22 protein-coding genes and 1 riboswitch are annotated in these 23355 nt (G+C 70.1%); of the genes, 11 read left to right on the top strand and 11 right to left on the bottom strand.

What is annotated here, in order from left to right:
• Nucleotides 1–12: 12 nt before the first annotated feature.
• Nucleotides 13–426, bottom strand: a complete 414-nt coding sequence (locus IFU11_RS05245) for a hypothetical protein (RefSeq protein WP_191940654.1) — start codon at nucleotides 424–426, stop codon at nucleotides 13–15.
• Between the two features lie 259 nt (nucleotides 427–685).
• Here IFU11_RS05245 and IFU11_RS05240 point away from each other — a divergent pair, with 259 nt between their 5' ends.
• Nucleotides 686–1597 (top strand): ROK family protein, encoded by a 912-nt coding sequence (locus IFU11_RS05240; protein ID WP_192018320.1) that lies wholly within the window; start codon nucleotides 686–688, stop codon nucleotides 1595–1597.
• Nucleotides 1590–2369, top strand: a complete 780-nt coding sequence (locus IFU11_RS05235) for a glucosamine-6-phosphate deaminase (RefSeq protein WP_191940656.1) — start codon at nucleotides 1590–1592, stop codon at nucleotides 2367–2369. Before IFU11_RS05240 ends, IFU11_RS05235 begins: the two co-directional genes overlap by 8 nt.
• A 4-nt stretch (nucleotides 2370–2373) precedes the next feature.
• Here IFU11_RS05235 and IFU11_RS05230 read toward each other — a convergent pair whose 3' ends face one another.
• Both IFU11_RS05230 and IFU11_RS05225 read right to left on the bottom strand, forming a co-directional pair.
• Entirely contained in the window at nucleotides 2374–2697 is a 324-nt protein-coding gene (locus IFU11_RS05230; RefSeq protein ID WP_192018319.1) for an AzlD domain-containing protein, read from the bottom strand.
• Nucleotides 2694–3383, bottom strand: coding sequence for an AzlC family ABC transporter permease (locus IFU11_RS05225; protein WP_191940658.1), 690 nt, complete (start codon nucleotides 3381–3383; stop codon nucleotides 2694–2696). Before IFU11_RS05225 ends, IFU11_RS05230 begins: the two co-directional genes overlap by 4 nt.
• A 66-nt stretch (nucleotides 3384–3449) precedes the next feature.
• Between IFU11_RS05225 and IFU11_RS05220 the strand changes: the two genes are divergently transcribed.
• Nucleotides 3450–4022: a helix-turn-helix domain-containing protein gene (locus IFU11_RS05220; RefSeq protein ID WP_191940659.1), complete on the top strand. Its 573-nt coding sequence runs from the start codon at nucleotides 3450–3452 to the stop codon at nucleotides 4020–4022.
• 59 nt (nucleotides 4023–4081) lie between these two features.
• Here the strand turns inward: IFU11_RS05220 and IFU11_RS05215 are convergent, their stop codons facing one another.
• Nucleotides 4082–6067, bottom strand: coding sequence for a BglG family transcription antiterminator (locus IFU11_RS05215; protein WP_371742721.1), 1986 nt, complete (start codon nucleotides 6065–6067; stop codon nucleotides 4082–4084).
• 124 nt (nucleotides 6068–6191) lie between these two features.
• On the opposite strand from IFU11_RS05215, the gene IFU11_RS05210 reads away from it, so the two are divergent.
• From IFU11_RS05210 to IFU11_RS05185, 6 genes are all read left to right on the top strand, one after another.
• Nucleotides 6192–6515, top strand: a complete 324-nt coding sequence (locus tag IFU11_RS05210; RefSeq protein ID WP_192018318.1) for a PTS sugar transporter subunit IIB — start codon at nucleotides 6192–6194, stop codon at nucleotides 6513–6515.
• Between the two features lie 4 nt (nucleotides 6516–6519).
• A complete protein-coding gene (locus tag IFU11_RS05205; RefSeq protein ID WP_064296634.1) occupies nucleotides 6520–6795 on the top strand; it encodes an HPr family phosphocarrier protein in 276 nt (91 codons plus the stop codon).
• Between the two features lie 4 nt (nucleotides 6796–6799).
• A complete protein-coding gene (gene ptsP, locus IFU11_RS05200) occupies nucleotides 6800–8479 on the top strand; it encodes a phosphoenolpyruvate--protein phosphotransferase (protein ID WP_192018317.1) in 1680 nt (559 codons plus the stop codon).
• Nucleotides 8476–10062, top strand: a complete 1587-nt coding sequence (locus IFU11_RS05195; protein ID WP_079705307.1) for a PTS mannitol transporter subunit IICB — start codon at nucleotides 8476–8478, stop codon at nucleotides 10060–10062. The genes ptsP and IFU11_RS05195 overlap by 4 nt, the downstream gene beginning before the upstream one ends.
• A 118-nt stretch (nucleotides 10063–10180) precedes the next feature.
• Nucleotides 10181–10615, top strand: a complete 435-nt coding sequence (locus tag IFU11_RS05190; RefSeq protein WP_064296632.1) for a PTS sugar transporter subunit IIA — start codon at nucleotides 10181–10183, stop codon at nucleotides 10613–10615.
• Nucleotides 10615–11769 (top strand): mannitol-1-phosphate 5-dehydrogenase, encoded by a 1155-nt coding sequence (locus tag IFU11_RS05185; protein WP_192018316.1) that lies wholly within the window; start codon nucleotides 10615–10617, stop codon nucleotides 11767–11769. Before IFU11_RS05190 ends, IFU11_RS05185 begins: the two co-directional genes overlap by 1 nt.
• Nucleotides 11770–11943: 174 nt before the next feature.
• On the opposite strand, the gene IFU11_RS05180 is transcribed toward IFU11_RS05185, so the two are convergent.
• From IFU11_RS05180 to IFU11_RS05160, 5 genes are read right to left on the bottom strand one after another with little or no spacing between them, the layout of a single operon-like run.
• The gene (locus IFU11_RS05180; RefSeq protein WP_192018315.1) at nucleotides 11944–13305 is read right to left on the bottom strand and encodes an FAD-binding oxidoreductase; all 1362 of its coding nucleotides are present in this window, start codon (nucleotides 13303–13305) and stop codon (nucleotides 11944–11946) included.
• Nucleotides 13302–14456: an N-acetylglucosamine-6-phosphate deacetylase gene (gene nagA, locus IFU11_RS05175; RefSeq protein ID WP_192018314.1), complete on the bottom strand. Its 1155-nt coding sequence runs from the start codon at nucleotides 14454–14456 to the stop codon at nucleotides 13302–13304. The genes IFU11_RS05180 and nagA overlap by 4 nt, the downstream gene beginning before the upstream one ends.
• On the bottom strand, nucleotides 14453–14809 hold the full coding sequence (locus IFU11_RS05170) for a YrdB family protein (RefSeq protein WP_234993927.1): 357 nt from the start codon (nucleotides 14807–14809) through the stop codon (nucleotides 14453–14455). The genes nagA and IFU11_RS05170 overlap by 4 nt, the downstream gene beginning before the upstream one ends.
• A 40-nt stretch (nucleotides 14810–14849) precedes the next feature.
• On the bottom strand, nucleotides 14850–15746 hold the full coding sequence (purU, locus tag IFU11_RS05165; RefSeq protein WP_370582583.1) for a formyltetrahydrofolate deformylase: 897 nt from the start codon (nucleotides 15744–15746) through the stop codon (nucleotides 14850–14852).
• A gap of 27 nt (nucleotides 15747–15773) precedes the next feature.
• A complete protein-coding gene (locus IFU11_RS05160; protein ID WP_191940665.1) occupies nucleotides 15774–16166 on the bottom strand; it encodes a MerR family transcriptional regulator in 393 nt (130 codons plus the stop codon).
• A gap of 184 nt (nucleotides 16167–16350) precedes the next feature.
• Here IFU11_RS05160 and IFU11_RS05155 point away from each other — a divergent pair, with 184 nt between their 5' ends.
• Nucleotides 16351–17577: an MFS transporter gene (locus IFU11_RS05155; RefSeq protein WP_192018313.1), complete on the top strand. Its 1227-nt coding sequence runs from the start codon at nucleotides 16351–16353 to the stop codon at nucleotides 17575–17577.
• 39 nt (nucleotides 17578–17616) lie between these two features.
• Here the strand turns inward: IFU11_RS05155 and IFU11_RS05150 are convergent, their stop codons facing one another.
• Together IFU11_RS05150 and IFU11_RS05145 are read right to left on the bottom strand one after the other, a co-directional pair.
• The gene (locus IFU11_RS05150; RefSeq protein ID WP_192018312.1) at nucleotides 17617–19845 is read right to left on the bottom strand and encodes a sigma-70 family RNA polymerase sigma factor; all 2229 of its coding nucleotides are present in this window, start codon (nucleotides 19843–19845) and stop codon (nucleotides 17617–17619) included.
• Between the two features lie 404 nt (nucleotides 19846–20249).
• Nucleotides 20250–21752, bottom strand: a complete 1503-nt coding sequence (locus IFU11_RS05145) for a family 20 glycosylhydrolase (RefSeq protein WP_192018311.1) — start codon at nucleotides 21750–21752, stop codon at nucleotides 20250–20252.
• Nucleotides 21753–21912: 160 nt separating this feature from the next.
• Nucleotides 21913–22031, top strand: a riboswitch (ZMP/ZTP riboswitch).
• Between the two features lie 42 nt (nucleotides 22032–22073).
• On the opposite strand from IFU11_RS05145, the gene glyA reads away from it, so the two are divergent.
• Nucleotides 22074–23345 (top strand): serine hydroxymethyltransferase, encoded by a 1272-nt coding sequence (glyA, locus tag IFU11_RS05140; RefSeq protein ID WP_064296623.1) that lies wholly within the window; start codon nucleotides 22074–22076, stop codon nucleotides 23343–23345.
• The last annotated feature ends 10 nt before the right edge of the window (nucleotides 23346–23355 follow it).

Raw genomic sequence — 23355 nt, 5'->3', positions numbered from 1 at the left:
AGTCGTGTCGAGCTAGAGGCTGCAGGTGTTGCCGAGCGTGGTGAACTCGTCCTGGAGCTTCGTGAGCGAATCGGTGAGCCCGGTCTGGTCGACGTTCTGCGGGTCGTCGACAGCCGTCTTCGCGACGTCGATGAAGTCGTTGAGCGCCTTCACCGAGTCGTTCGCCGCGGTCTTGACCTCCTCGTTCGTGACCTTGTCGGCCGCCGCCTTGAACGTTCCGGAGAAGTCGTCGAGCTGGGTGACGGCCGCCTCGGGGTCGGAGGACAGCGAGCTCAGGCCCGACTGCAGCTGCGAAGCCGACTCCGTCACCTCGGACTGGATGAGCTTGCACGCATCCTCTTTGCTCTGGGCGCCGCCGGCACAGCCGGTGAGGAGCAGGCCCGAGACGGCGATCGCGCCGAGGAATGCTGCTGCGTTCTTCTTCATGGTGGTGTGATTCCCCCGTGTTCGGTGCCCGTGGCGGGCCCGCCCGCGCGCTGCGGGTCGGCCTCCAGGCTACCCGGTGGAGCCCGCCACCCGCAGGCGTGCGCGGCCCGATCGTCGTGTGCGGTCGTCGTCGGCATGGACGCGAGCCCCGTTTATTTGTAAGCTTGGCGAACAAACCGGTGGTGCGAGCGGGTCGCATCACGGATCGAAGGAACCACAGCATGCAGACGCGCCACGACGCCCTCCGGAGACGAACCGCGTGAGGGTGGGACTCGACATCGGCGGCACGAAGACCGATGCCGTCCTCGTGACGGATGACGGCGCGCTCCTGCACCGGCTCAGACTGGTCACCGGACGCGGTCCGGAAGCGGTCGTCGAAACCGCCGTCGAGGCCGTCAGCCGGCTCTCCGACGCCGTCGCGCGTCCGATCGACGCGTTCACGTCGGTCGGCGTCGGTATCCCCGGCCTCATCGTCCCGGGCACCGGCCGCGTGACCCACGCCGTCAACCTCGACGTGGAGGAACTCGAGCTCGGTGCGATCCTCGCCCAGCGCCTCGGGGTCCCCGTCGCCGTGGAGAACGATGTGAAGGCGGCGGCCCTCGGCGCCTGGCAGCTGCTCGACGGTTCCGGCACGATGGCCTACCTCAATCTGGGCACGGGCGTCGCCGCCGGCATCGTCACGGACGGCCGGCTCTGGCAGGGCTCGAGCGGGGTCGCCGGCGAGGTCGGGCATCTGTCGGTCGATCCGCTCGGTGACCGCTGCGGGTGCGGACAGCGCGGGTGCGTCGAGACCATGGCCGCCGGTGGTGCTGTCTCCGCCGCCTGGGGAGCCGACGTGGCGCTGCCGGTGCTCGACCTCTTCGACCATGCCGACGCCGGTGACCCGCGGGCCATCGCGCTCCGCGCACGCCTCGGTCACGGAGCGGCCGCGGCCGTCCGCATCCTGACCCTCACCGTCGACGCCGACGACATCGTCCTCGGAGGAGGACTCACCGCTCTCGGCGAGCGACTACTCGCCGTCATCCGCGAGGCTCTGGCCGAATCCGCCGCCGGGTCTCGATTCGTCGCATCATTGCAACTGGAACAGCGCGTGCGCCTCGTGCCGACGGGATCCCCCGTCGCGGCGATCGGCGCAGCACTCGTGGGAAGAGGAGAACCGTCGCATGGCTGAAGTCGTGATCGTGGGGGACAGCGGTGCCGCAGGCGCCCTCGTCGCGGAGGCGATCGTCGCCCTGATCGAGGAGCGTCCAGACGCCGTCCTCGGACTGGCGACGGGTTCGACACCGCTCCCCGTCTATGAGGCGCTCGCCGCACGCTCGCAGGGCCTCGACCTCTCGCAGGTGCGCGGGTTCGCCCTCGACGAGTACGTCGGCCTGCCGGCCGGGCATCCCGAGTCGTACCGTTCCGTCATCACGCGTGAGGTCGTCGAGCCGCTCGGCCTCGCGCCCGAGCGCATCCAGGTGCCGAACGGTGCGGCCGAGACCATCCAGCACGCCGGCGCCGACTACGAAGCGGCGATCCAGGCCGCCGGCGGCGTCGACCTGCAGATCCTCGGCATCGGCACCGACGGCCACATCGGGTTCAACGAGCCGGGCTCGTCGTTCGCCTCGCTCACCCGCGTGAAGACCCTGACAGAGCAGACCCGCCGGGACAACGCACGGTTCTTCGACTCGATCGACGACGTACCCATGCACTGCATCACCCAGGGGCTCGGCACCATCCTCCGCGCGAGGCACCTCGTCCTCCTCGCCTTCGGTGCGGGGAAGGCCGCTGCGATCGCCGCCGCGCTCGAGGGGCCGCTCTCCGCGAACCTCCCCGGTTCGGCGGTGCAGCTGCACCCGCGCGCCACGGTGGTCCTCGACGAAGCGGCGGCGTCCGAGCTGCAGCACGCCGACTACTACCGCTACGCGTACGCCAACAAGCCCGCCTGGCAGGGCATCTGACGTCTCAGGCGACGCCCGCCAGGCGGAGGAGCGCCGTGGTGAGGGCTGCCGCGAGGACGATGACGACGAACGGCGCGTTCCTCCAGGCGAGGACGCCGGCCACCAGGACGCCCGAGAATCGCGCGAATCCCGCGAACTGCTGGTCCTGGGTCAGCGCCGTGGTCGTGAGCACCGCCATGAGCAGGACGATGGCGGCGTCCGCGAGCAGTGTCTCGACCCGTTCCGAGACCTCGGTGCGGGTCCGCAGGAGTGGCCCGGCCAGACGGAACGTGTAGGTGCCCACCGCGAGGATCACGATCCCGACCAGCACGAGCATCGACTGGTTCATGCGGTGACCTCCGGCTTGGGCTGCTTCCGGCCGAAGCCGAAGAGGAGACCGACGAGGGACAACAGGACGGGAATCCCCGCAGGGAGGAACGGCGTCGCGGCGACGGCGACGACCGCGCCGACGAGTGCGGCTCGGCGCGTCCGGCGCTCGCGGAGGGCGGGGAAGATGAGGGCGAGCAGGACGGCGGGGAACATGACGTCGAGTCCGAAGGTGTCCGTGTCCTCGATCACCGTGCCGGCGAAGGCTCCGAGTGCCGCGCCCGCCGGCCAGCAGAGGAGGATGCCGAGGCCACACGCCCAGAACGCGGCGCGCTTTCGCTCCAGGGTGTCCTGGTCGAGCGCGAAGACGACGGACTCGTCGTTGAGGAGGTGCGTCCCGAGCACGCGACGCCAGCCCGTACCGACGACCTCGTGGATCGCGAGGCCGAACGGCAGGTGACGGGCGTTCACGAGCAACCCTGCCAGGGCCGCGGTGAGCGGACTCCCGCCGGCCGCGACGATTCCGACGAACAGGATCTCCGATGCGCCGGCGAGGACGAGCAAGGCGAGCGCCAGCGCGACCCAGGGCTGGATGCCCGAGTGCACGGCGACGGCTCCGTAGGAGATGCCGACCAGCCCGTCGGCGATGCAGACCAGCGCGATGGCCCGCCTGGTCGGCCGGCCGAGGTGACCCCATATCGAACGCACGTACACTATATTGAACGTCGATCAAGCGTTCGTCAAATCGAACGCGTAACACTCTGGAGCGAACGCATGACGCAGCTCGAACCATCCGACGACGGAGCACCGCACGCTGCGGTCGCGGCGGCGCTGACCCGCGAGCGGCAGCGCACCGGCCTGTCACTCGCGGAGGTGGCCCGTCGAGCCGGGATCGCGAAGTCGACCCTCTCGCAGCTGGAGGCGGGGCTCGGGAACCCGAGTCTCGAGACCCTCTGGGCGCTCAGCGTCACCCTCGACGTCCCGTTCGCCCGCCTGGTCGAGCCGGTGCGGCGACCGGTCCAGGTGATCCGTGCCGGTGAGGGGCCGACCCTCGCCGCGTCCGGGGCGGATTACGTCGCGACGGTGCTGTCCGCGTGCCCGCCGAACGCCCGACGCGACATCTACCGCATCGTCGTCGAACCGGGGGAGCCGAGGCGTTCGGAGCCGCACATGCCGGGCGTCGTCGAGCACTGGATCCTCAGCACCGGTCGCGCGTCCGTCGGACCCGTCGGCGAGGAGGTCGAGCTCGGACCGGGGGACTACCTCGCCCACGCCGGGGACGTGCCGCACGTCTTCGAGGCACTCGAGCCGGGTACGACCGCGGTGGTGGTCACCGAGCACGTCTGAGCACCTCGACAAGCTCGGTGACCGGGACCGCTCGGTGACCGGGACCGCGCGACGGGTGCTCAGCCGTCGATGACGTGCACGAGCTCGTCGATGAAGCCGGCGAAGTCCTCGGAACGGCGGATGATCCGAGCGACGCTCGAGCGCTCCGAGAACACCTCGACGAACTGGTCGAACACCGTCTGGAACGCGGCACGACCCGATTCACTGAACGCCACGAGTGCGACGACGCTCACGCGGGCGCCGCCCCACTCCATCGGCGTCTCGTTCACGGCGATCGCGATGGCCGTCGAGTGCGCGGTCATCGCCATGGCGTGCGGCACGGCCAGGGTGTCGGTGAACGCCGTCGACGACATGCGCTCCCGCTCGATCGCCGCGGTGAGGTAGCTCTCGTCGATGATCCCCCGGGCGATCATACGCTCGCCGAGCAGGCGGATCATGCCCTCCTCGTCCTCGGCATGCGCGTTCCGGAGGAAGAGGTCCGGGTGGAAGTACTGCAGCAGTTCGTCGGTGATCTCCGACAAGCGGGACGAACGACGGACGCGGCTGACCGCGGTGCGGACTCGCTCCACGTCGGCCGCGGTGAGGAACGGTTGGATGACGACGATGCCGTCGGCAGGGGCCGGTGGCTCGATCGTCGTGAGCACGAGGTCGGTGTCGATGGCGGCCCAGTCGACATCGGTGCGGGTGATGACGGATCGGACGTCGAGGACGTCGCCCAGCTGCGATTCGACGCGTCGGCGCAGCACCTCGTGCATGTCGTAGTAGCCGGCGGACACGATCGTGGAGCCGAGCAGGGCCTCCTTACGGGCCTTCTGCTCGAGCTGGGCGCCGACGTGCATCGCGATGTAGGCGATCTCGTCGTCGTTGATGATGATGGAGCCGTGCCGCTGCAGCTGGCTGGCGATGAAGACCGCGAGCTCGTAGATCATCGGGTACGAGGTCTTGATCGAGCGGGTCAGCGGATTGCGGGAGTAGGACTGGTCCTGTGCACGACGGATGAGGTTCTGGACGTGGAGGGTGAGCCGGACGATGAAGTCCTCGTCGGAGAGGTCGACGAGGTACTCGCGGCCGGCACGGTCGACGGCCTGACGGACGGCGGCGAGGTCGTCCTGGTTGACGTAGTCGTCGACGAGGACTTCGACGGGAGCCCCACTGCCCGGCGTCACCACCCGTGTCACGAGCAGGTAGCTGAGGTACACGAGGTCGCCCTCGCCGAGCGCGACGTGGAAGTGGGCGTCGACGAGCCGCGCCAGATCCTCCGCGACCGCCTCGACCTCCGGGGTGCGCGGTGCATGGTCTGCGGGCTCCGCCGGACGGTCCTTCGTGACCCGGTCGATGGCGATCGCGATGTGCAGCAGGACGTTCGCGATGCCGTACTCGTTGACGTAGTACCCGCGCGCGGTCAACGCCTCGAGCAGCTCGCCCTTGAACGGGCTGAACTCGTTCGGCGCGAACGCGCGTTGGAGCGCCTCGAGTTCGACGATGCCGCGATCGGTCTCGTCGCGGAACATCCGGCTGAGGAGCCGTCTCCGCTCGGTCTCACCGCCCGCCATCGTCACCGTCGATCCGGAACGGTCGAGCGTGAGGGCGGTGTCGGCGAGCATGGCGCGGACCCGGCCCAGGTCGCCCTCGACGGTCGACTCGCTGACGTGGAGCCGCTGTGCCGTCTCGTGCACGTCGATTCCCGAGGGGGCGCTGATGAGCAGCCGGACGAGCCCGTACAGCCGATCCCGGGGTGTCTCCGATTCGAACGCCGATGCGGCTCGTCGCCGGTAGACCGCATAGCCGTCGGCGTTCAGCCGATACCCGTTCGGCCCGGACTCGACGACGTCGTGCGGTGCCGTGCGGGTGTTGACCGCCGTGACGTAGCTGCGGACGCTGCGCGGTGTGACGCCGAGCACCTCCGCGACCTCCGTGGCCGTCGTCCAGCCGTCCCGTCCCGCGAGGTAGCCGAGCATGCGGTCGTGTTTCTCGCGTGCCACGATGCCCTCTCCGTCGGTCGGCCGTCGCGCGGTCCGGGCGAACCGCTCCACCGAGTCAACCACCTTCCCGGCTGCTTCCGCGCGTTCGACGACCTTTCCGCCCCGGCGGAAGAGCTTCTGGTGGAGCAGCGAGTGGCGCGACGGAATGATGGGTTGGTAGGCAATCGGCGGTTCTGGAGAAGGTTCGATGAAGATCCTGGTGATTTGCGGCGCGGGTGCGTCGAGCACGTTCATGGCCCAACGCCTGCGTCGCGCAGCAGCCGACCGATCGGTCGACGTCTCCGTCGCGGCCGGTGCCGAATCGCAGGTCCTCGGCGGCACGATCGCCCTCGACGGTGTCGACGTCCTGCTCGTCGGCGCCCACCTCGCCGACCACGAGGCTGCGCTGCGCGCAGCGGCCGAGCCCACCGGCACCGCGGTCGCCGTCCTGCCTGGCGACGTCTTCGGCGTCGAGGGCGGCGCGCGAGCCCTCGAACTCGTCCTCTCGATCCAATCACCAACCAGGAGGTAACCCCATGGCAACTCGAACCGTCCGCATCGGCTCGTCGCACGGCCTGCATGCCAGGCCCGCGAAGCTGTTCACGCAGGCTGCGAAGGACGCCGGGGTCCCGGTGACGATCGCGAAGGGCAGCGGCAAGCCCGTCAACGCGGCGAGCATCCTCGGCGTGATCGCGCTCGCCGTCGAGCACGGCGACTACGTGACCCTGTCCGTCGACGGCGAGGGCGCCGCAGCCGAGGGCACCCTCGACACGCTCTCCGAGCTCCTGGTGACCGACCATGACGAGCAGTAGTCCGATGACCGCGTTCCAGGGCATCGGTATCGGCCAGGGCGTCGCCGTCGGCCCGGTGGCCCGCATGGCCGACCCGCTCCCCGCGCCCGCCGACGTCGCCAGCACCCTCGACCTCGCGACCGAGACCGAGCGCGCGAACACCTCCCTCGCCGCGGTCGCCCGCGAGCTCGAGGCCCGAGGCGCCGCCGCCGGTGGTGCCGCTCGTGACGTCCTCGAGGCCCAGGCGATGATGGCGGAGGACCCGACCCTCGCCGAGGAGATCGCCACGCGGCTCGCGGACGGCAAGACCGCCGAGTGGGCCGTCCACGCGGCCTTCGCCTCGTTCCGCGACCAGCTCGCCGCGATGGGCGGCTACCTCGGGGAGCGCGCCGCCGACCTCGACGACGTGTCGCAGCGGGTCATCGCCGACCTCATGGGCGTGCCGGCCCCCGGCGTCCCCTCGCCCGGCCACCCGTTCATCCTCGTCGCCCGCGACCTCGCGCCGGCCGACACCGCTCTCCTCGACCTCGACCTGGTCCTGGGCCTCGTCACGAGCGACGGCGGCCCGACCTCGCACACGGCGATCCTCGCCCGCGAGAAGTCGATCGTCGCGATCGTCGGCGTCGTCGGAGCAGCCGAACTGACCGACGGCACGACCCTCGTCGTCGACGCGGCAGCCGGTGAGGTCACGGTCGATCCGACCCCCGAGCTCGTCGCCGCCACGGAGCAGCGCATCGCCGACCGACTCGCGCTCGTGAACGCACCGGTCGTCCCCGGTGCGCTGGCCGACGGCACCCCCGTGCCGCTGCTCGCGAACCTGGGCTCGGCCGAGCACGCCGACGCCGCCGCAGAGCTCGGCGCCGAGGGCGTCGGCCTCTTCCGCACCGAGTTCCTCTTCCTCGACCAGGCGCTCGCACCGACGGTCGAGCAGCAGCGGGCGCACTACGAGAAGCTGCTGAACGCCTTCCCCGGCCAGAAGGTCGTCGTGCGCGTCCTCGACGCCGGTGCCGACAAGCCGTTGGCGTTCCTGAACGACGCGCACGAGGACAACCCGGCGCTCGGACTCCGCGGCCTCCGTGCGCTGCGGGCGAGCGAGGACATCCTGCGCGAGCAGCTCACGGCGCTCGCCCAAGCCGACGCGGCGACGAACGCCGACCTGTGGGTCATGGCCCCGATGGTGTCGACCGTCGAGGAGACGAAGTACTTCATGGCGATCGCCGCCGAGTACGGTCTGAAGACGCCCGGCGTCATGGTGGAGGTGCCGTCGAGCGCCCTCCTCGCCGACCGCGTCCTCGCCCACGCCGGATTCGCGTCGATCGGGACCAACGACCTCACGCAGTACACGCTCGCCGCGGACCGCCTGCTCGGTTCCGTCGGGGCGTTCCAGGACCCGTGGCACCCGGCGGTCCTCCGTCTCGTGCAGCTCGTCGGCGAAGCCGGCCAGCACCACGGCAAGCCGGTCGGCATCTGCGGCGAAGCAGCCGCCGACCCGCTCCTCGCCGTCGTCCTCGTCGGACTCGGCGCCACCACCCTGTCCATGTCACCGTCGGCGCTCGCCGACGTCCGTCACTCCCTCCAGCAGTACACGCTCGACGATGCACGGCGCATCGCGGCAGCAGCACTGTCCGCCGACGGTGCGGCCGAAGCCAGGGCAGCGGCCACCGCTGCAACGACTCCCGAAATGAAAGAGGCAACATCATCATGACAACGACGTCTACTCCTAAGAAGCCGGGAGGTGCACGAGTCGGCGTTCAGCGATTCGGCACCTTCCTCTCCGGCATGGTCATGCCGAACATCGCGGCCTTCATCGCCTGGGGCCTCATCACCGCGTTCTTCATCGCGACCGGCTGGTTCCCGAACGGGATCCTCGGCGGCTTCGGCAACGCCGACCTCATCGGTTGGCAGGGTGCCGCGACGGCGCTCGCGCAGGCCGACGACGGCACGACCTTCCCGCAGTACGTCGGCCTCGTCGGCCCGATGATCACGTACCTGCTCCCGCTGCTCATCGCGAACACCGGTGGCCGCATGATCTACGGTGAGCGTGGCGGCGTCGTCGCGTCCATCGCGACCATGGGTGTCATCGTCGGCAGCGCGATCCCGATGTTCATCGGTGCGATGATCATGGGCCCGCTCGCCGCATGGCTCATGAAGCAGGTGGACCGGATCTGGGACGGCAAGATCAAGGCCGGCTTCGAGATGCTGGTCAACAACTTCTCCGCGGGTATCCTCGGAGCCATCCTCGCCATCGGCGGCTTCTTCGGTATCGCACCGATCGTCACCGCGCTCAGCAGCTTCCTCGAGGGCATCGTCGACTGGCTCGTCGCCAACTCGCTCCTGCCGATCGCGAGCATCTTCATCGAGCCCGGCAAGATCCTCTTCCTCAACAACGCCATCAACCACGGTGTGCTGACCCCGCTCGGTGTCCAGCAGTCCGAGGAGACCGGCAAGTCGATCCTGTTCCTCCTCGAGGCGAACCCCGGCCCGGGCCTCGGCATCCTGCTCGCGTTCTGCTTCTTCGGAATCGGTCTCGCGAAGGCGTCGGCCCCCGGCGCGGTCATCATCCAGTTCTTCGGTGGCATCCACGAGATCTACTTCCCGTACGTGCTCATGAAGCCGATGCTGGTCCTGGCCGCGATCGGTGGCGGCATGGCCGGTGTGGCGACGAACGTCGCGTTCAACACGGGTCTCCGCGCCCCTGCCTCGCCCGGCAGCATCATCGCCGTGCTCATCCAGACCGCACCCGACAGCTACTTCGGCGTGATCCTGTCGGTCATCGTCGCCGCAGCCGTCTCGTTCGGGATCTCCGCGATCATCCTGCGGGCCAGCCGGAAGCGCGACCTCGAGAACGAGAACGCCGGTGACCTCTCGGCCGCCGTCGCCGCGACCGAAGCCGCCAAGGGGAAGAAGTCGAGCGTGCTCGGCAACCTCTCCGCCGGAAGCGCCGCAGCCGGTGCCGACGTCGTCGATGAGGGCGTCGTCACGACGCTCGAGCGCGGCCCGATCCGCAACATCGTCTTCGCGTGCGACGCCGGTATGGGTTCGAGTGCGATGGGCGCCTCGGTGCTCCGCAACAAGATCAAGAAGGCCGGCATCGACGAGATCACCGTCACCAACAAGGCGATCGCGAACCTCGCCGACGACGTCGACCTCGTCATCACCCAGCGCGAGCTGACGGAGCGTGCGAAGGAGAAGACCCCGAGTGCCGTGCACATGTCGGTCGACAACTTCATGAACTCTCCGAAGTACGACGAAGTGGTGGAGTTGCTGCGCGGAGAGGGAGCACACTAGCAACGGAACGATCCCGGGGCGCACGCGAAGGGCGTGCGCCCCGGGGCTCCATCCACCGCCCTTCACCCGGCTCCGGACCGCACCGGCGGAGCCCCGCACGACGAATGCAGAGGAAGACATGTCGCAGGTACTGACCCAGGATCGGATCACCATCGTCACCGGGACGGTGACGCAGGAGGAGGCCATCCGCCGCGCTGCCGACGCCCTCGAAGCAGCCGGAGCCGTGACCGACGAGTACTTCGAGGCCATGCTCGCCCGCGAGCAGTCCGTGTCGACCTACATGGGGAACCTCCTCGCCATCCCGCACGGGACGAACGACGCGAAGGAGGCGGTCCGCGATTCCGCCCTGTCGTTCACCCGCTACGAGACCCCCATCGACTGGGACGGCGACGAGGTCCGCTTCGTCGTCGGCATCGCCGGCAAGGACGGCGGGCACATGGAGATCCTCTCCAAGATCGCCATCATCTTCTCCGAGGACGACGAGGTCGCCAAGCTGCTCGCAGCCGAGACGCCTGAGGAGCTCTACGCGCTCCTGAGCGAGGTCAACGAGTGATGCGAGCCGTCCATTTCGGCGCCGGCAACATCGGGCGCGGCTTCGTCGGCCTGCTCCTCCACGAGGGCGGCTACGAGGTCGTCTTCGCGGACGTCAACGCCGAGCTCATCGATGCGATCGCCGCGGCCGACAGCTACACGGTGCACGAGGTGGGCGACGGCGCGAAGGACACGGTCGTCACCGGGTTCCGCGCGATCAACAGTGCCACCGACGAGGAGGCCCTGGTCCAGGAGATCGCCACCGCCGAGGTGGTGACCACCGCCGTCGGGCCGACCATCCTGCGCTTCGTCGCTCCGGTCATCGCTCGGGGGATCGCCGCCCGTCCGGCCGACGCCGCTCCGCTCGCCGTCATGGCCTGCGAGAACGCGATCAACGCCACCGACCTCCTCGCCACCGAGGTGCGCCAGGCGGTCGGCGACGAGGCCTGGGCGTCGCTGTCGACCCGGGCAGTGTTCGCGAACACGGCCGTGGACCGCATCGTCCCGGGCCAGCCCGCCGGGCAGGGCATCGACGTGACCGTCGAGACCTTCTATGAATGGGCCATCGAGACCCCGGCGTTCAACGGCTCGCTGCCGTCGATCCCCGGTGCCCACTTCGTCGAGGAGCTCGCGCCGTACATCGAGCGGAAGCTCTTCACCGTGAACACCGGCCACGCCTCCGTCGCCTACTTCGGTGCGCGCGCCGGTATCGGGACCATCGCCGAAGCACTCGCCGAGCCGTCCATCGCCGTAGCCGTCGGTGCGGTGCTGGAGGAGACCTCCGCGCTGCTCGTCGCCAAGCACGGGCTCGACGTCGACGCGCAACGCGAGTACCGCGAGACGATCCTCCGTCGCTTCGCGAACGTGCACCTGCCCGACACCGTGGAGCGCGTCGGCCGGCAGCCGCTGCGCAAGCTGAGCCGGACCGAGCGGTTCATCGGACCCGCCGCGGAGCTGGCGGAGCGCGGCATGGCCCACGACGCCCTCGTCTCGGCCATCGGTGCCGCGCTCGAGTTCGACGTCGCCGACGACGAGCAGAGTGTCCACCTGCAGGCGAAGCTCCACGAGCTCGCGCCGGGCACCTTCGTCGAGGAGGTCACCGGCCTCGCTCCCGAGCACCCGCTGGCTCCCGCGGTGCTCGCGCAGGTCGTCGCCCGACAGGCATCGCTCGCGTAACGCCCGTCGACAGGCTCAGGGACCGGATCCGTCCGGACCCTGGGCCTTTCCCCGTTCCCGGAGCCTGTTCCGGCCCCTGGGCACGCCTCCGGCCGCCCGTCGTCGGTCCCTGAGCGCGCCCCATTCCGGTCCCTGAACGCGCCCCATTCCGGTCCCTGAGCCTGTCGAAGGGTCTCAGAACATCTTGCCCGGGTTGAGGAGGTTCTCCGGGTCGAAGAGCCGCTTGATCCCGTGCTGGAGCGCGAGCTGATCTTCGCCGAGCTCGTCGCCGAGCCAGCGCTTCTTGAGCAGGCCGATGCCGTGCTCGCCGGTGAGGGTGCCGCCGAGCCGCAGTGCGGTGGTGAAGAGGTCGTCGGCGGCCTGCCAGATGAGGTCTGGTACCTCGACACCCTCGAAGACGAAGTTCGGGTGGAGGTTGCCGTCGCCCGCATGCGCGACCGTCGGGATGGAGATGCCGTACCGGCGCTCGATCTCGCCGATCGCCGTGAACATCGCCGCCAACTGACTGCGGGGGACCGACACGTCCTCGATGAGCGGGGTGCCGAACTGCTCGAGCGAGGGGTGCAGGGCACGGCGGACGGCCAACAGATGCTCACCCGTCGCGTGGTCGGTGGACATCTCGGCACGCCCGCCGCCGGCGTGGAGCACATCGAGGATCGCGGCGGCCTCCGCCTCGGCGTTCGGGCCGTCGGTCTGGATCACGACGTGCGCCTCGCCGCTGGTCGGGGTCGGCAGCTGCAGGTAGCGATGCACGGCGACGAGCGCGACGGGGTCGAGCAGTTCCATGATCGACGGCTGGACACCGGACGCGGTGACGGCGGCGGTGGCCTCCGCTGCCGAGACCACGCTCGGGAAGTAGCCGGCGATGGTCGCGACGGTGCCCGGCGTCACGCGCCGGATGCGGACGGTCGCCTCGACGATGACGCCGAGGACGCCCTCGGAGCCGACCATGAGACTCGTGAGGTCGAGGCCGGTGACCCCCTTCACGCTCCGGTGCCCGACGCTGATGAGCCGACCGTCGGCCAGGACGACCTTGAGCGCGAGCACTGCGTCGCGCGTCACGCCGTACTTGGCGCAGAGCAGGCCGCCGGCACCGGTCGCGATGTTCCCACCGACGGTCGAGATCGCGCGGCTCGCCGGGTCGGGCGCAAACCAGAGCCCCCTGGCGAGCAGGAGGTCGTTGAAGGCGCCGTTGATGATGCCCGGTTCGACCACCGCGAGGAGGTCGGGTTCGTTGATCTCCAGGACGCGCTGCATCTCGAGCGTCGACAGGACGATCTCGCCCGCGCCGCCGAGCGCGCCGCCGGCCAGTCCGGTACCGGCTCCGCGCGTCACGACCGGCGTCCCGGTCGCGGTGGCGATGCGCATGACCGTCTGGACGTCCTCGATGGAACGCGCGGAGACCACGGCGAGGGGCGGGGCGTCCGACATGTGTCCGGACTTGTCGGACCGTGCGTCCGCGAGGACGGCGTCCGTCGTCGAGACTGCGTCGCCGAGGGCGTCACGGAGGGCGTCGAGGACGGGAGGCGTCGTCATCGCGGCAGGGCTGATCCGTCGGCCCAGACCGCCTGGACGTTCCACTGGTGGTCGAGGAGGACGGCGTCCGCGGCGTATCCCGGGGCCAGCCGTCCGAAGCGGTCGGCCATGCCGAGGACGCGGGCCGGGGTGCTCGTGAGGGCACCGACCGCGGCGTCCGCCGCGACACCGCTCGCGACGGCGAGTCGGAGCGCCCGGTCGAGCGTCAGCGTGGAGCCGGCGATCGAGTCGCCTTCCACGAGCCGCGCCAAACCGTCCGTCACCTGGACCTCGAGGGCTCCCAGGAGGTACCGGCCGTCGGAGGACCCTGCTGCGGCCATCGCGTCGGTGATGAGTGCGACACGGCCCGGTGCCTGCTCGAAGGCGAGCTTGGCGACGTCGGGGTGCACGTGTTCGCCGTCGAGGATGAGCTCGACCGTGACCCGCTCGTCGGCGAAGGAGGCGATGATCGGTCCGGGCGCGCGGTGGTGGATCCCGTTCATCGCGTTGAACACGTGGGTGACGAGCCGGGCGCCGAGATCGAACGCCGTCTTCGTCAGTGCCTCGTCGGCGTCGGTGTGACCCACGGCGACGATGACGCCGGCCTCGACGAGGACCTGGATCGCCTCGAGGGCGTTCGGCAGCTCAGGGGCGATCGTGATCTGCCGCAGCGTGCCTCGGCTCGCGTCGATGAGGCGTTCGACGACCGCCGGGCTCGGGTCGATGAGCGCACCGGGGTCGTGCGCGCCCTTCTTGACCGGTGAGAGGAACGGACCTTCGAGGTGGGCTCCGAGGACCAGCGGATCCTCGGCGACGAGGTCGGCGATCCCCTCGAGGCTCGCGACGAGGGCGTCGACCGGGTTCGACACGAGGCTGATGAGTGTCCTCGTGGTCCCGTGTGCCCGGTGCACCGCGAGTGCGCGTCCGATGGCGTCGCGTCCGTCGTCGAAGGACGACCCGCCGCCACCGTGGACGTGGAGGTCGATGAACCCCGGCGTGAGGTGGCCGCCGTGTGCGTTGTGGACGGATGCGCCGTCGCCGACGGGGATGGAGCGCCAGTCGTCGCCGGTGCCGGTGGAGCGGATGACCCCGTCGACCGCGTGCAGCCAGAAGGCGTCCTGGTGGCCGTCGACGTCGACCTTGGTGGCGGAGTGGATCAGGAGCTCGGTCATGCGAGCTGCTTCCGGCCGCGGACGACACCACTGGCGACGGCGACCACGGCGAAGACGGTCGCGATGATCGGCTGCCCGAGGTGCAACCAGGCGAGCGCCGCCGCCGCGAAGATGAGGAGCTCGACGACCGCCTGGCCGTAGAGGTCGATGCGGATCACGGCGCGCGGCGAGAGGAACAGCGCCCAGAGGATGATCGCCACGACCGGCGCGGCGATCCCGACGACCACGTTCAGGGGGAACGGCCACACCGCGACGCCCCAGAAGCCGAGCGAGAAGAAGGCGAAGAGTTCGAGGAAGAACCGCAGGATCTCGTTGGGGCCGATCTTCACGTCGGCGGGAGTTCGTTCAGACACCACACGATTCTACGGCGCGTGGCAGCGAGCCCGCTCCGGGTCAGCGGAAGATGATCGTGCGCGCACCGTCGAGGAGGACGCGGTCCTCGGCGAACCACTTCACCGCCTGGGTGAGGGTGCGGCTCTCCTCGTCCTGGCCGATGGCGACGAGCTCCGCGGGGGAGCGGGAGTGGTCCACGCGGACGACGTTCTGCTCGATGATCGGTCCCTCGTCGAGGTCGCTCGTCACGAAGTGCGCCGTCGCACCGATGAGCTTGACGCCGCGCGCATGCGCCTGCTTGTAGGGGTTCGCGCCCTTGAAACCGGGCAGGAAGGAGTGGTGGATGTTGATGGCGCGACCGGCGAGGCGCTCGCAGAGCTCGGGGGAGAGGATCTGCATGTACCTGGCGAGGACGACGAGCTCGATGTCGTGCTCCTCGACGGCCTCGACGACCCTGGCCTCGAACGCCGCCTTCGAGGCGGCGTCCGTCACGGGCAGCGCCTCGAAGGGCACGCCGTAGAAGGAGGCGAGATCGCGGAGTGAACCGTGGTTGCTGAGCACGAGGGGGATCTCGACCGGGAGCTGGCCGGCCCGTTGACGGAAGAGGAGGTCGTTGACGCAGTGTGCCGCCGTCGAGGCCAGGACGAGCGTCCGGAGCGGACGACCGACGACGTCGAGCCGCCACTGGAGGGCGTACCGCTCGACGACCGGTGCGATGGCCGCCTCGAAGCGCTCGCGCGAGACCGCCGCCTCGACCTGGAGCCGCATGAAGAACCGCCCGGTGTCATCGCTCGAGAACTGCTGGCTCTCGGTGATGTTGCCGTCGGCCTCGACGATCGCACCGCTGATCGCGTGCACGATGCCGGGCCGGTCCTCGCAGATGATCGAGAGCACCCAGTGGACGGAGCGCTCGTGCGTGGTCGATGGCACAGCGGAGGGATCGGTCGAGTTCGTCACCGACTCAGGTTACCGGGACCCGACGGCTCAAGCCGCAGGGACGGACCGCTCGTCGACGAGGTCGGCGTGGGAGGACTGCCGCAGGTACGACCGCACCGTCTCGCGGCTCTGTCGCAGGCAGTCGATGCGGGCGTCGATCGAGGCGATCTGCGCGTGGAGCGACTCGGCCGTCGCGCGGGAGCAGTCGGGCACGGCACGCGAGGTGCGTGCGTCGTCGAGATCGAGGACCACGCGCACGAGACGGGTCGTGAGCCCCGCGTCGAACAGGTTGTCGACCGTGACGACGTGGTCGATCGCGGACGGTTCGTACTCCTCGGGCGCGTGCGACGCGCGCACGGGCGCCAGGAGTCCCTCCTCCTCGTAGGAGCGGAGCCGGGTGGCCGGGACACCCGTTCGTTCAGCGAGTTCTGCAATGCGCATGAGCGGCCTCTCTGTCACCTTCACGTCAGCTGCAACGTCGGATCGAGCCCTCCGCATTCCCGCCCTCGGGTAGACTCGTCCGCGGTCGCCGGATGTCGGTTGACCCTGGGCGCGCACATCAGCGCGTAGACGAACTCGTCCGCCACGTCAGCCGACGAGTGAACGCCATCGTTGGAGCAATCCGATGACCTCCTCTTCGCCCTCCTCGGCGCGCGCCGCCGAACCCTCCAAGCCGACGTCACCGCCGTTCCCCTGGGTCGGCCTGATCGCGCTCGCGGCGGGCACCTTCCTCTCCGTCACCGGCGAGATGATCCCGACCGGCCTCCTCCCGGAGATGAGCACCTCGCTCGGCGTCACCGAGTCGCAGATCGGGCTCCTTGTCAGCGTGTTCGCGTTCACGGTGGTGCTGTCGAGCACCGCGCTCATCCACCTCACCAGGCGTGTCCCGCGACACGCGTTGCTCGTGGCCGTCATCGTGGTCCTCGGCGTGAGCACCGGTCTCGGCGCGCTCGCCCCGAACTACGAGCTCCTCGTCGCCACCCGGGTGCTCGGCGGGCTCGCCCATGGCGTCTTCTGGGCGGTCGTCGGCGCGTACGCCGGTCACCTGGTCCCGAAGGAGCAGCTCGCGCGCGCCGTGTCCGTGACGATCGCGGGAGGCACGCTCGCCTTCGTCCTCGGCGTCCCGCTCAGCACCGCGCTCGGGCACGCGCTCGGCTGGCGACTCGCGTTCGGCGTCCTCGCCGCGGCGATGCTCCTCGGCGCCGTCGTCGTGTGGTGGAAGCTGCCGCCCGTCGGTCGGGAGGAGTCGCACGCGGCAGCCTCGGGTGCCACGGGCCGTGATCCGAGCATCGTCCCGGTCGCGATCGTCTGCATCGCGGTCGGCGTCATCATGGCGGGCCATTACGCGTTCTACACCTACATCGCACCGTTCCTCATCGGCGAGGTCGGTGTCCCGGCCGGCCAGCTCAGCATCCTCCTCCTCGTCTACGGCGTCGCGGGCGCGATCGGCCTCATCCTCACCGGCAGCGTCTTCGCGAGGCGTGCGACCACGGGGCTGTTCGTCGCCCTGACCGTGTCTGCCGCCATGGTGAGCGTGCTCGCCCTCTCGGCAGGCTGGCTTCCGGGCGCGCTCGTCGCGTTCTTCCTCTGGGGGACGGCCTTCGGCATGCTGCCGCCGCTCATGCAGACGCGCCTCCTGCACGCGGCGAGCCCGCGCATCCGCGACACCGCGAACGCGTTCTACACGACGGCGTTCAACACGGGTATCGGTGGCGGCTCGGCGCTCGGCGCGTTGCTCCTCGCCGAGATCGGTCTCGGCGTGCTGCCGTGGGTGTACGTGTGCCTCGCCGTGGTCGCGACCTCACTCCTCGCGGCGGACGTGCTGCGCACCCGCAAGCGCGAGTCCGTCTGATCGAGCACGAGCCGTTGCGGACGCGCTGAGCGGGACCGCTTACGGTACAACCGGTTCGTCCGTCGTCGGCGCCGGTGAGGCGTCTGCACCATCGGTCGGCGCGGTGACGTCGGGCGCGGTCGCCACCGGCATCTCCGTCGCGGGATCCGGCTCGGTCGTACTCGGCACGTCCGGCTCCGTCGCGGGAGCCGCTTCCACCGGGGTCTGATCCGCGATCGGGTCGACGATGGCCTGAACCGGGACCGGAGCGGGAACCGCCTCCGGTGCGGTGTCCAGAACCGCTTCCGGGAGCGGGGCCGTCGCCGGATCGACGGCGGCGTCGGTACTCAGGAGTCCGGTCAGCGAGAGGTACTCGACGGAGGTCGCAGGTCCCACGCGCGATGGGTCGGACGGGTCGACGCTCCAGACGCTGAGCTCGTGGAACCCGACGGCAACGGCGGCGCCGGTGAGCGTCGCTCGACCGTCGGCGTCGAGCGCGACGCGTTGCTCGTCACCACCGTCGACCGTGTATCCGACCGCGCCGTTCGGAGCACCGACGACCACGAGCGGGCCGGTCGGATCGAGGAACTGCACCGACAGGACCGTCCGGAGCCCGGTGACGGCCGGCCCGCTGATCGACATGGTGGCCGGTTCGGCGGACACGGAGACCTCGTCGCCCAGGGTCTGGCGGACGGTCAGGACGAAGGTGCCCGTGCGGCCGAGGTCGACCGGGCCGGTCGACCAGGTCCCGGTCTCGGGAGGGGCTGTGGCGGACGCCCGCCGAGCGGAGGCCGGCACGACCGTCGACGCGACGACCACCTCTCCGTCGAGGATGTCGACGGTGGCGCCGGCCGCTGCGGTACCGCTGAAGGCAGGCCACAGGAAGCCGCCACCGGTGTCGGCGGCCATCGTCGGCGCCGGGAGCTCCTCGGGGTCCGTCGGATCGACGGGGTCCACCGGATCGACGGGAGGGGCGATGGGCGGAGCCGTCGGCGACGGGACCTGCGGCTCGGCGACCGGAGGCGGCGTCGCACCCGGGCCGGGCGTCGGCCGGGGAGTGGGCACCGGTGCCGAGGGTGTCGGGGTCGTCGGCGCGGACGGCGACGTCGTCGGACCCGTGGTCGGAGTCGCGCCCGGCGTCGGCACGGCGACGGGGTCGCTGGTCTCGTCGGCGGAGACGGAGGTCGCCGAGTCTGCTCCGGGCGGGAACACCACCGGACCCAGGACGAGCGCGGCGGCGGTCACCACCGCGACGACGCCGACGCCGATCGCGGCGATGATCCCACCGGAGAGACCTGCCGTCGCAGCACCCGCGACGCCCGCACCCGACGCGACGCCGGCACCCGACGCGGCACCGCTGGAACCGGCTGCTCCGGAAGCCGCTGCTCCGCCGGAGGCCGCCACCGAGGTGCTCAGGTGCGCCGTCAGTGCGACCCCGCCGGTGACGCCGGCCGGCATCGCGGCGACCGCGGTCGTCGACGCACCGTTCGTCTGCAACCACGCGGTGTAGCCGGCCGCACCGGCGGCGCCTGCGACGAGGGGGAGGAGGACGAGCGCCATGCGCGAGCCGACCTCCTTCGCCTCAGCGGCCACGATGGTGCACCGCTGACAGGCGTCCAGGTGCGACTCGACCTTGGCCGTGTCCCGGGCGGAGAGGTTCCCGCGCGCGTACGACCCGAGCCTGCTGATCGTGAAGGCGTGCTCCGAGTCGTCGTCGACGGCCTGCAGGTGCGCCTGGATCCACGCTTCGCGCAGCCCCTCGCGTGCTCGGTAGGCGAGCGCGGCCACCGAGTTGGCCTTCATCCCGAGGAGCGGCGCGACCTCCGCAGGTGTCATCGCCTCGATCTCCGTGTACCAGAGCACCTCCTGCCACCGGGTCGGCAGGCTTCGGAACGCTCGGGCACTCAGGCTGCGGTCGAGGGCCTCGATCGAGGACGCCTCGTTCGTGTCCGGGTCCTCGAAGGAGTCCAGGGTGTCGAGTGAGGTCTCCCGACGCGACCGGCCCCATGCGGCCGCCGTGTTCCGGATGGTGGTGAACAGGTACGGGCGGAAGGCGCCGGTGGGTCCCTTCCCGCGGCGGACCGCCTGATAGATGCGGGCGAAGGATTCCGAGACGAGGTCGTCGGGATCGAGGCTCGAGGTGACGGACCGGGCGACGGTCCGTCCGGCGTTCGAGTGCCGTCGCCACAGCTCCGCGTAGGCGTCCTGCGAGCCCGTGCGGGTGTGCTCGATGAGCTCGGCATCCGATCGCTCGGTGAGCGATGAAGCCGGGGATGTGTCCAGGCTCATGATGCCTCCGTCTGCGAGCTGCGCACTACCGGGCACCGTGCCCGCTCAAGAGAGTCGGGTGGAGCGGGATCATGACGCCGATTCCTCATCTTGGCACGAGGTGCCTCGCGGACAGCCGCTGGCGACGAGGAAGATCCGTTTCGATTGTTCTGGGAAACCGCGTCATGACCTGCTCGGGATGCACTCTCTCAGGATGAACAGCAGGATTCCCGGCGACGGGGACCCGGCTGGGTCGTCCTCGGACGGCCACGATGCGCGCCACGGCCGGTGTGCATCGGGCAACGGACCCGAAACGTTGCAGATCTCGACGGGAGGGGGCGCCTTCGTGCGTACCCGTCGACAGGCCGGGAGTGGTGCTCGGGGGCGAGCATCACTCCCGGCCGCCTTTCCGACCGTCGCTCGGATCAGTCGAGCCAGCTGACCTCGGGGGAGCGGTGGAAGGCGATGCCCGCTGCCGACCATCCCTGAGCAAGTTCGGCCAGCCGGACCCGGAAGTCGCTCCAGTCCGGCGCGCGTCGCTCCGACCATCCGATCTCCGCGATGGACGCGACACGAGGGAAGACGAGGAACTCGAGCGTCTGCACGTCGGCCACGGTCTCCGTCCAGAGCGGGGCCTCGACGCCGAGGATGTCCTGCTCACCGACGCCTTCGACGATCTCGGTCGGCTCCCAGACGGCGGAGCGTTCGACACTCGTGGGGCCGTCCGCCCAGGTGAGGCCTGCCGTCGCGACGTCGGGGTACTGCATGTCGAGGTAGGCGGCGTCCGCCGGAGACATGATGACCTGCCCGCCCTGATCCACGAACGAGCGCAGCTTGTCGGCGTGACCGTCCTCGGGGGAGACGTAGTTCCAGTACTGGCCGATGGTGCCGGGGTCGAGGTCGCGTGACGCGCCGAACTCGTGCCAGGCGATGGCGGTCTTCCCCGTCGTGGCGACCAACTCGGAGACCCGACGGGCGAAGTGGAGGAAGTCCTCCTCAGTGGTGGCGAGCGCTTCATCGCCGCCCAGGTGGAGATAGGGGCCCGGGGTCATCGCGGCGAGCTGGGTGAACACGTCCTCGAGGAACGTGTAGGTGGACTCGGCATGGATGTCGAGGCTCGAGAAGCCGACCTCCGTGCCGGTGTACGGCTCGCGGGCGACGCCGTCCGGGTTGAGTTCGGGATACGCCGAGAGGACCGCGTTCGTGTGTCCGGGGACGTCGATCTCGGGGACGATCGTGACGCGGCGGTCGGCGGCGTACTCGATGATCGCCCGGTAGTCGTCGGCGCTGTACGAGCCGCCCGTGCCTCCACCGACCGCGGTCGCCGCACCGATCCCGGTGAGCTCCGGCCACCCGGCGATCTCGAGGCGCCACCCCTGGTCGTCGGTGAGATGCAGATGCAGGTGGTTGAGCTTGAGTGCGGCGATCTGGTCGATGAACCGCTGCACCTGCGCGACCGTGAAGAAGTGCCTCGCGACGTCGAGCATCGCGCCGCGGTAGGCGAAGCGCGGAGCGTCGTAGATGACGGTCGCGGAGACGATCCAGTCCTGTGCGCCGGCCGTCGGTGCCCAGTTGGCCGGCGGGAGGAGCTGCCTGAGCGTCTGCGTGCCGTGGTGGACCCCGTCGGCGTCCGCGCCGACGATCTCGACACCGGAGACCGCGGCGGTCAATCGGTAGGCCCCGCTCGTCGTCGACAGGCTGGGGTCGATCGACAGCGTGATGTCCGTACCCGCGGAGTCCACGACCTCCTCCGTGCCGTTTGTCTCGACCGGGAGGGCGAACCCCGTCGAGGTGCGCAGGGCGTCGGCGAGGATCCGGGCCGTGGTCGCCGCCGACGGGTCGGTACGGATCATCGACTCCGCCGACAACCGGAACGGGGGAGCGGAGGCGTCGGTGGTCTGCGAGACGGGTCGGGGCAGCAGGCTCATGGGCGGTTCCTTCGGCGTCGGCGACGCGGGATCGTGGGGGGCTGGAACGGGTTTTGTTCGGAGGGTGAACAAGCGTCGGGCCATCCTGACACACCGGCCCCCACCGCTGCCCGGCCTCTCCACAGGACGGTGCGCGTCGGGCGTCCCGTTGCTATGCTGCTAGCAGTCGCAACTGGCGTATAGACGGAGTTCCGCTCCGCCTCAGATGGTTCACCATCGGGGAGCGACCCTGCACCTTGAAGACAAGGGCGGATTCGGCCGCACGCCTGGGCCGAAACGGCACATCACCGACATCCGTTCTGTCACAAAAGGGAGCCAGTCTTGTCCGACACCTTCAACGCGCCACTCTCCGAGGTCGATCCCGAGATCGCAGCGGTCCTCGAGCAGGAGCTCGGTCGCCAGCGCAACACCCTCGAGATGATCGCGAGCGAGAACTTCGTGCCCGTCTCCGTCCTGCAGTCGCAGGGCAGTGTCCTCACCAACAAGTACGCCGAGGGCTACCCGGGTCGTCGCTACTACGGCGGCTGCGAGTTCGTCGACATCGCCGAGTCCCTCGCGATCGAGCGGGCCAAGAGCCTCTTCGGCGCCGCGTACGCGAACGTCCAGCCGCACTCGGGCGCCACGGCCAACGCCGCGGTCCTGTCGGCGATCGCCACCCCCGGCGACACCATCCTCGGTCTCGAGCTCGCCCACGGCGGTCACCTCACCCACGGCATGAAGCTCAACTTCTCCGGCAAGCTCTACAACGCCGTCTCCTACGGCGTCGACCCCGAGACCTTCCTCGTCGACATGGACGTCGTCCGCGACAAGGCCCTCGAGCACAAGCCGCAGGTCATCATCGCCGGTTGGTCCGCCTACCCGCGCCAGCTCGACTTCGCCGCGTTCCGCGCGATCGCCGACGAGGTCGGCGCGAAGCTCTGGGTCGACATGGCGCACTTCGCCGGCCTCGTCGCCGCAGGTGTCCACCCGTCGCCCGTGCCGTTCGCCGACGTCGTGTCCTCCACCGTGCACAAGACCATCGGCGGCCCGCGCTCCGGCTTCATCGTGAGCCGCGACATGGAGCTCGCCAAGAAGCTCAACTCGAACGTGTTCCCCGGCCAGCAGGGCGGACCACTCATGCACGTCATCGCCGCCAAGGCGACGGCGTTCAAGCTCGCCGCCACGGCTGAGTTCAAGGACCGTCAGGAGCGGACGCTCCGCGGTGCCAAGCTCCTCGCCGAGGCGCTCACCTCCGAGGCGTCGAAGGCCGCCGGCATCGACGTCCTCACCGGCGGCACCGACGTGCACCTCGTGCTCGCCGACCTCCGCACCTCCGAGCTCGACGGCCAGCAGGCCGAAGACCTCCTCCACGAGGTCGGCATCACGGTCAACCGCAACTCGGTGCCGTTCGACCCGCGCCCGCCGATGGTCACCTCCGGTCTGCGGATCGGTACGCCGGCGCTCGCGACGCGTGGCTTCGGCGACACCGAGTTCGCCGAGGTCGCCGACATCATCGCCCTCGCGCTGCGCAACGGTGCCGAGGCCGGAGCCCTCCGGGAGCGCGTCACCGCGCTCGCCGAGCGCTTCCCGCTCTACCCCGGCCTCCAGCAGTAGGGCGCGGGCG

This window comes from Plantibacter sp. CFBP 8804, from assembly GCF_014841225.1.
GTDB classification, from domain to species: Bacteria; Actinomycetota; Actinomycetes; order Actinomycetales; family Microbacteriaceae; genus Plantibacter; species Plantibacter auratus.
Note: the sequence above shows the minus strand (reverse complement) of the source record. Positions and strands in the feature narration are given on the sequence as shown.

Excerpts from the sequence above, each read along its gene's own strand:
- IFU11_RS05245 (WP_191940654.1), bottom strand. The coding sequence starts at position 426 with ATGAAGAAGAACGCAGCAGCATTCCTCGGCGCGATCGCCGTCTCGGGC.
- IFU11_RS05235 (WP_191940656.1), top strand. The coding sequence starts at position 1,590 with ATGGCTGAAGTCGTGATCGTGGGGGACAGCGGTGCCGCAGGCGCCCTC.
- IFU11_RS05230 (WP_192018319.1), bottom strand. The coding sequence starts at position 2,697 with ATGAACCAGTCGATGCTCGTGCTGGTCGGGATCGTGATCCTCGCGGTG.
- IFU11_RS05220 (WP_191940659.1), top strand. The coding sequence starts at position 3,450 with ATGACGCAGCTCGAACCATCCGACGACGGAGCACCGCACGCTGCGGTC.
- IFU11_RS05210 (WP_192018318.1), top strand. The coding sequence starts at position 6,192 with ATGAAGATCCTGGTGATTTGCGGCGCGGGTGCGTCGAGCACGTTCATG.
- IFU11_RS05205 (WP_064296634.1), top strand. The coding sequence starts at position 6,520 with ATGGCAACTCGAACCGTCCGCATCGGCTCGTCGCACGGCCTGCATGCC.
- ptsP (WP_192018317.1), top strand. The coding sequence starts at position 6,800 with ATGACCGCGTTCCAGGGCATCGGTATCGGCCAGGGCGTCGCCGTCGGC.
- IFU11_RS05195 (WP_079705307.1), top strand. The coding sequence starts at position 8,476 with ATGACAACGACGTCTACTCCTAAGAAGCCGGGAGGTGCACGAGTCGGC.
- IFU11_RS05190 (WP_064296632.1), top strand. The coding sequence starts at position 10,181 with ATGTCGCAGGTACTGACCCAGGATCGGATCACCATCGTCACCGGGACG.
- IFU11_RS05185 (WP_192018316.1), top strand. The coding sequence starts at position 10,615 with ATGCGAGCCGTCCATTTCGGCGCCGGCAACATCGGGCGCGGCTTCGTC.
- IFU11_RS05180 (WP_192018315.1), bottom strand. The coding sequence starts at position 13,305 with ATGACGACGCCTCCCGTCCTCGACGCCCTCCGTGACGCCCTCGGCGAC.
- nagA (WP_192018314.1), bottom strand. The coding sequence starts at position 14,456 with ATGACCGAGCTCCTGATCCACTCCGCCACCAAGGTCGACGTCGACGGC.
- IFU11_RS05160 (WP_191940665.1), bottom strand. The coding sequence starts at position 16,166 with ATGCGCATTGCAGAACTCGCTGAACGAACGGGTGTCCCGGCCACCCGG.
- IFU11_RS05155 (WP_192018313.1), top strand. The coding sequence starts at position 16,351 with ATGACCTCCTCTTCGCCCTCCTCGGCGCGCGCCGCCGAACCCTCCAAG.
- IFU11_RS05150 (WP_192018312.1), bottom strand. The coding sequence starts at position 19,845 with ATGAGCCTGGACACATCCCCGGCTTCATCGCTCACCGAGCGATCGGAT.
- IFU11_RS05145 (WP_192018311.1), bottom strand. The coding sequence starts at position 21,752 with ATGAGCCTGCTGCCCCGACCCGTCTCGCAGACCACCGACGCCTCCGCT.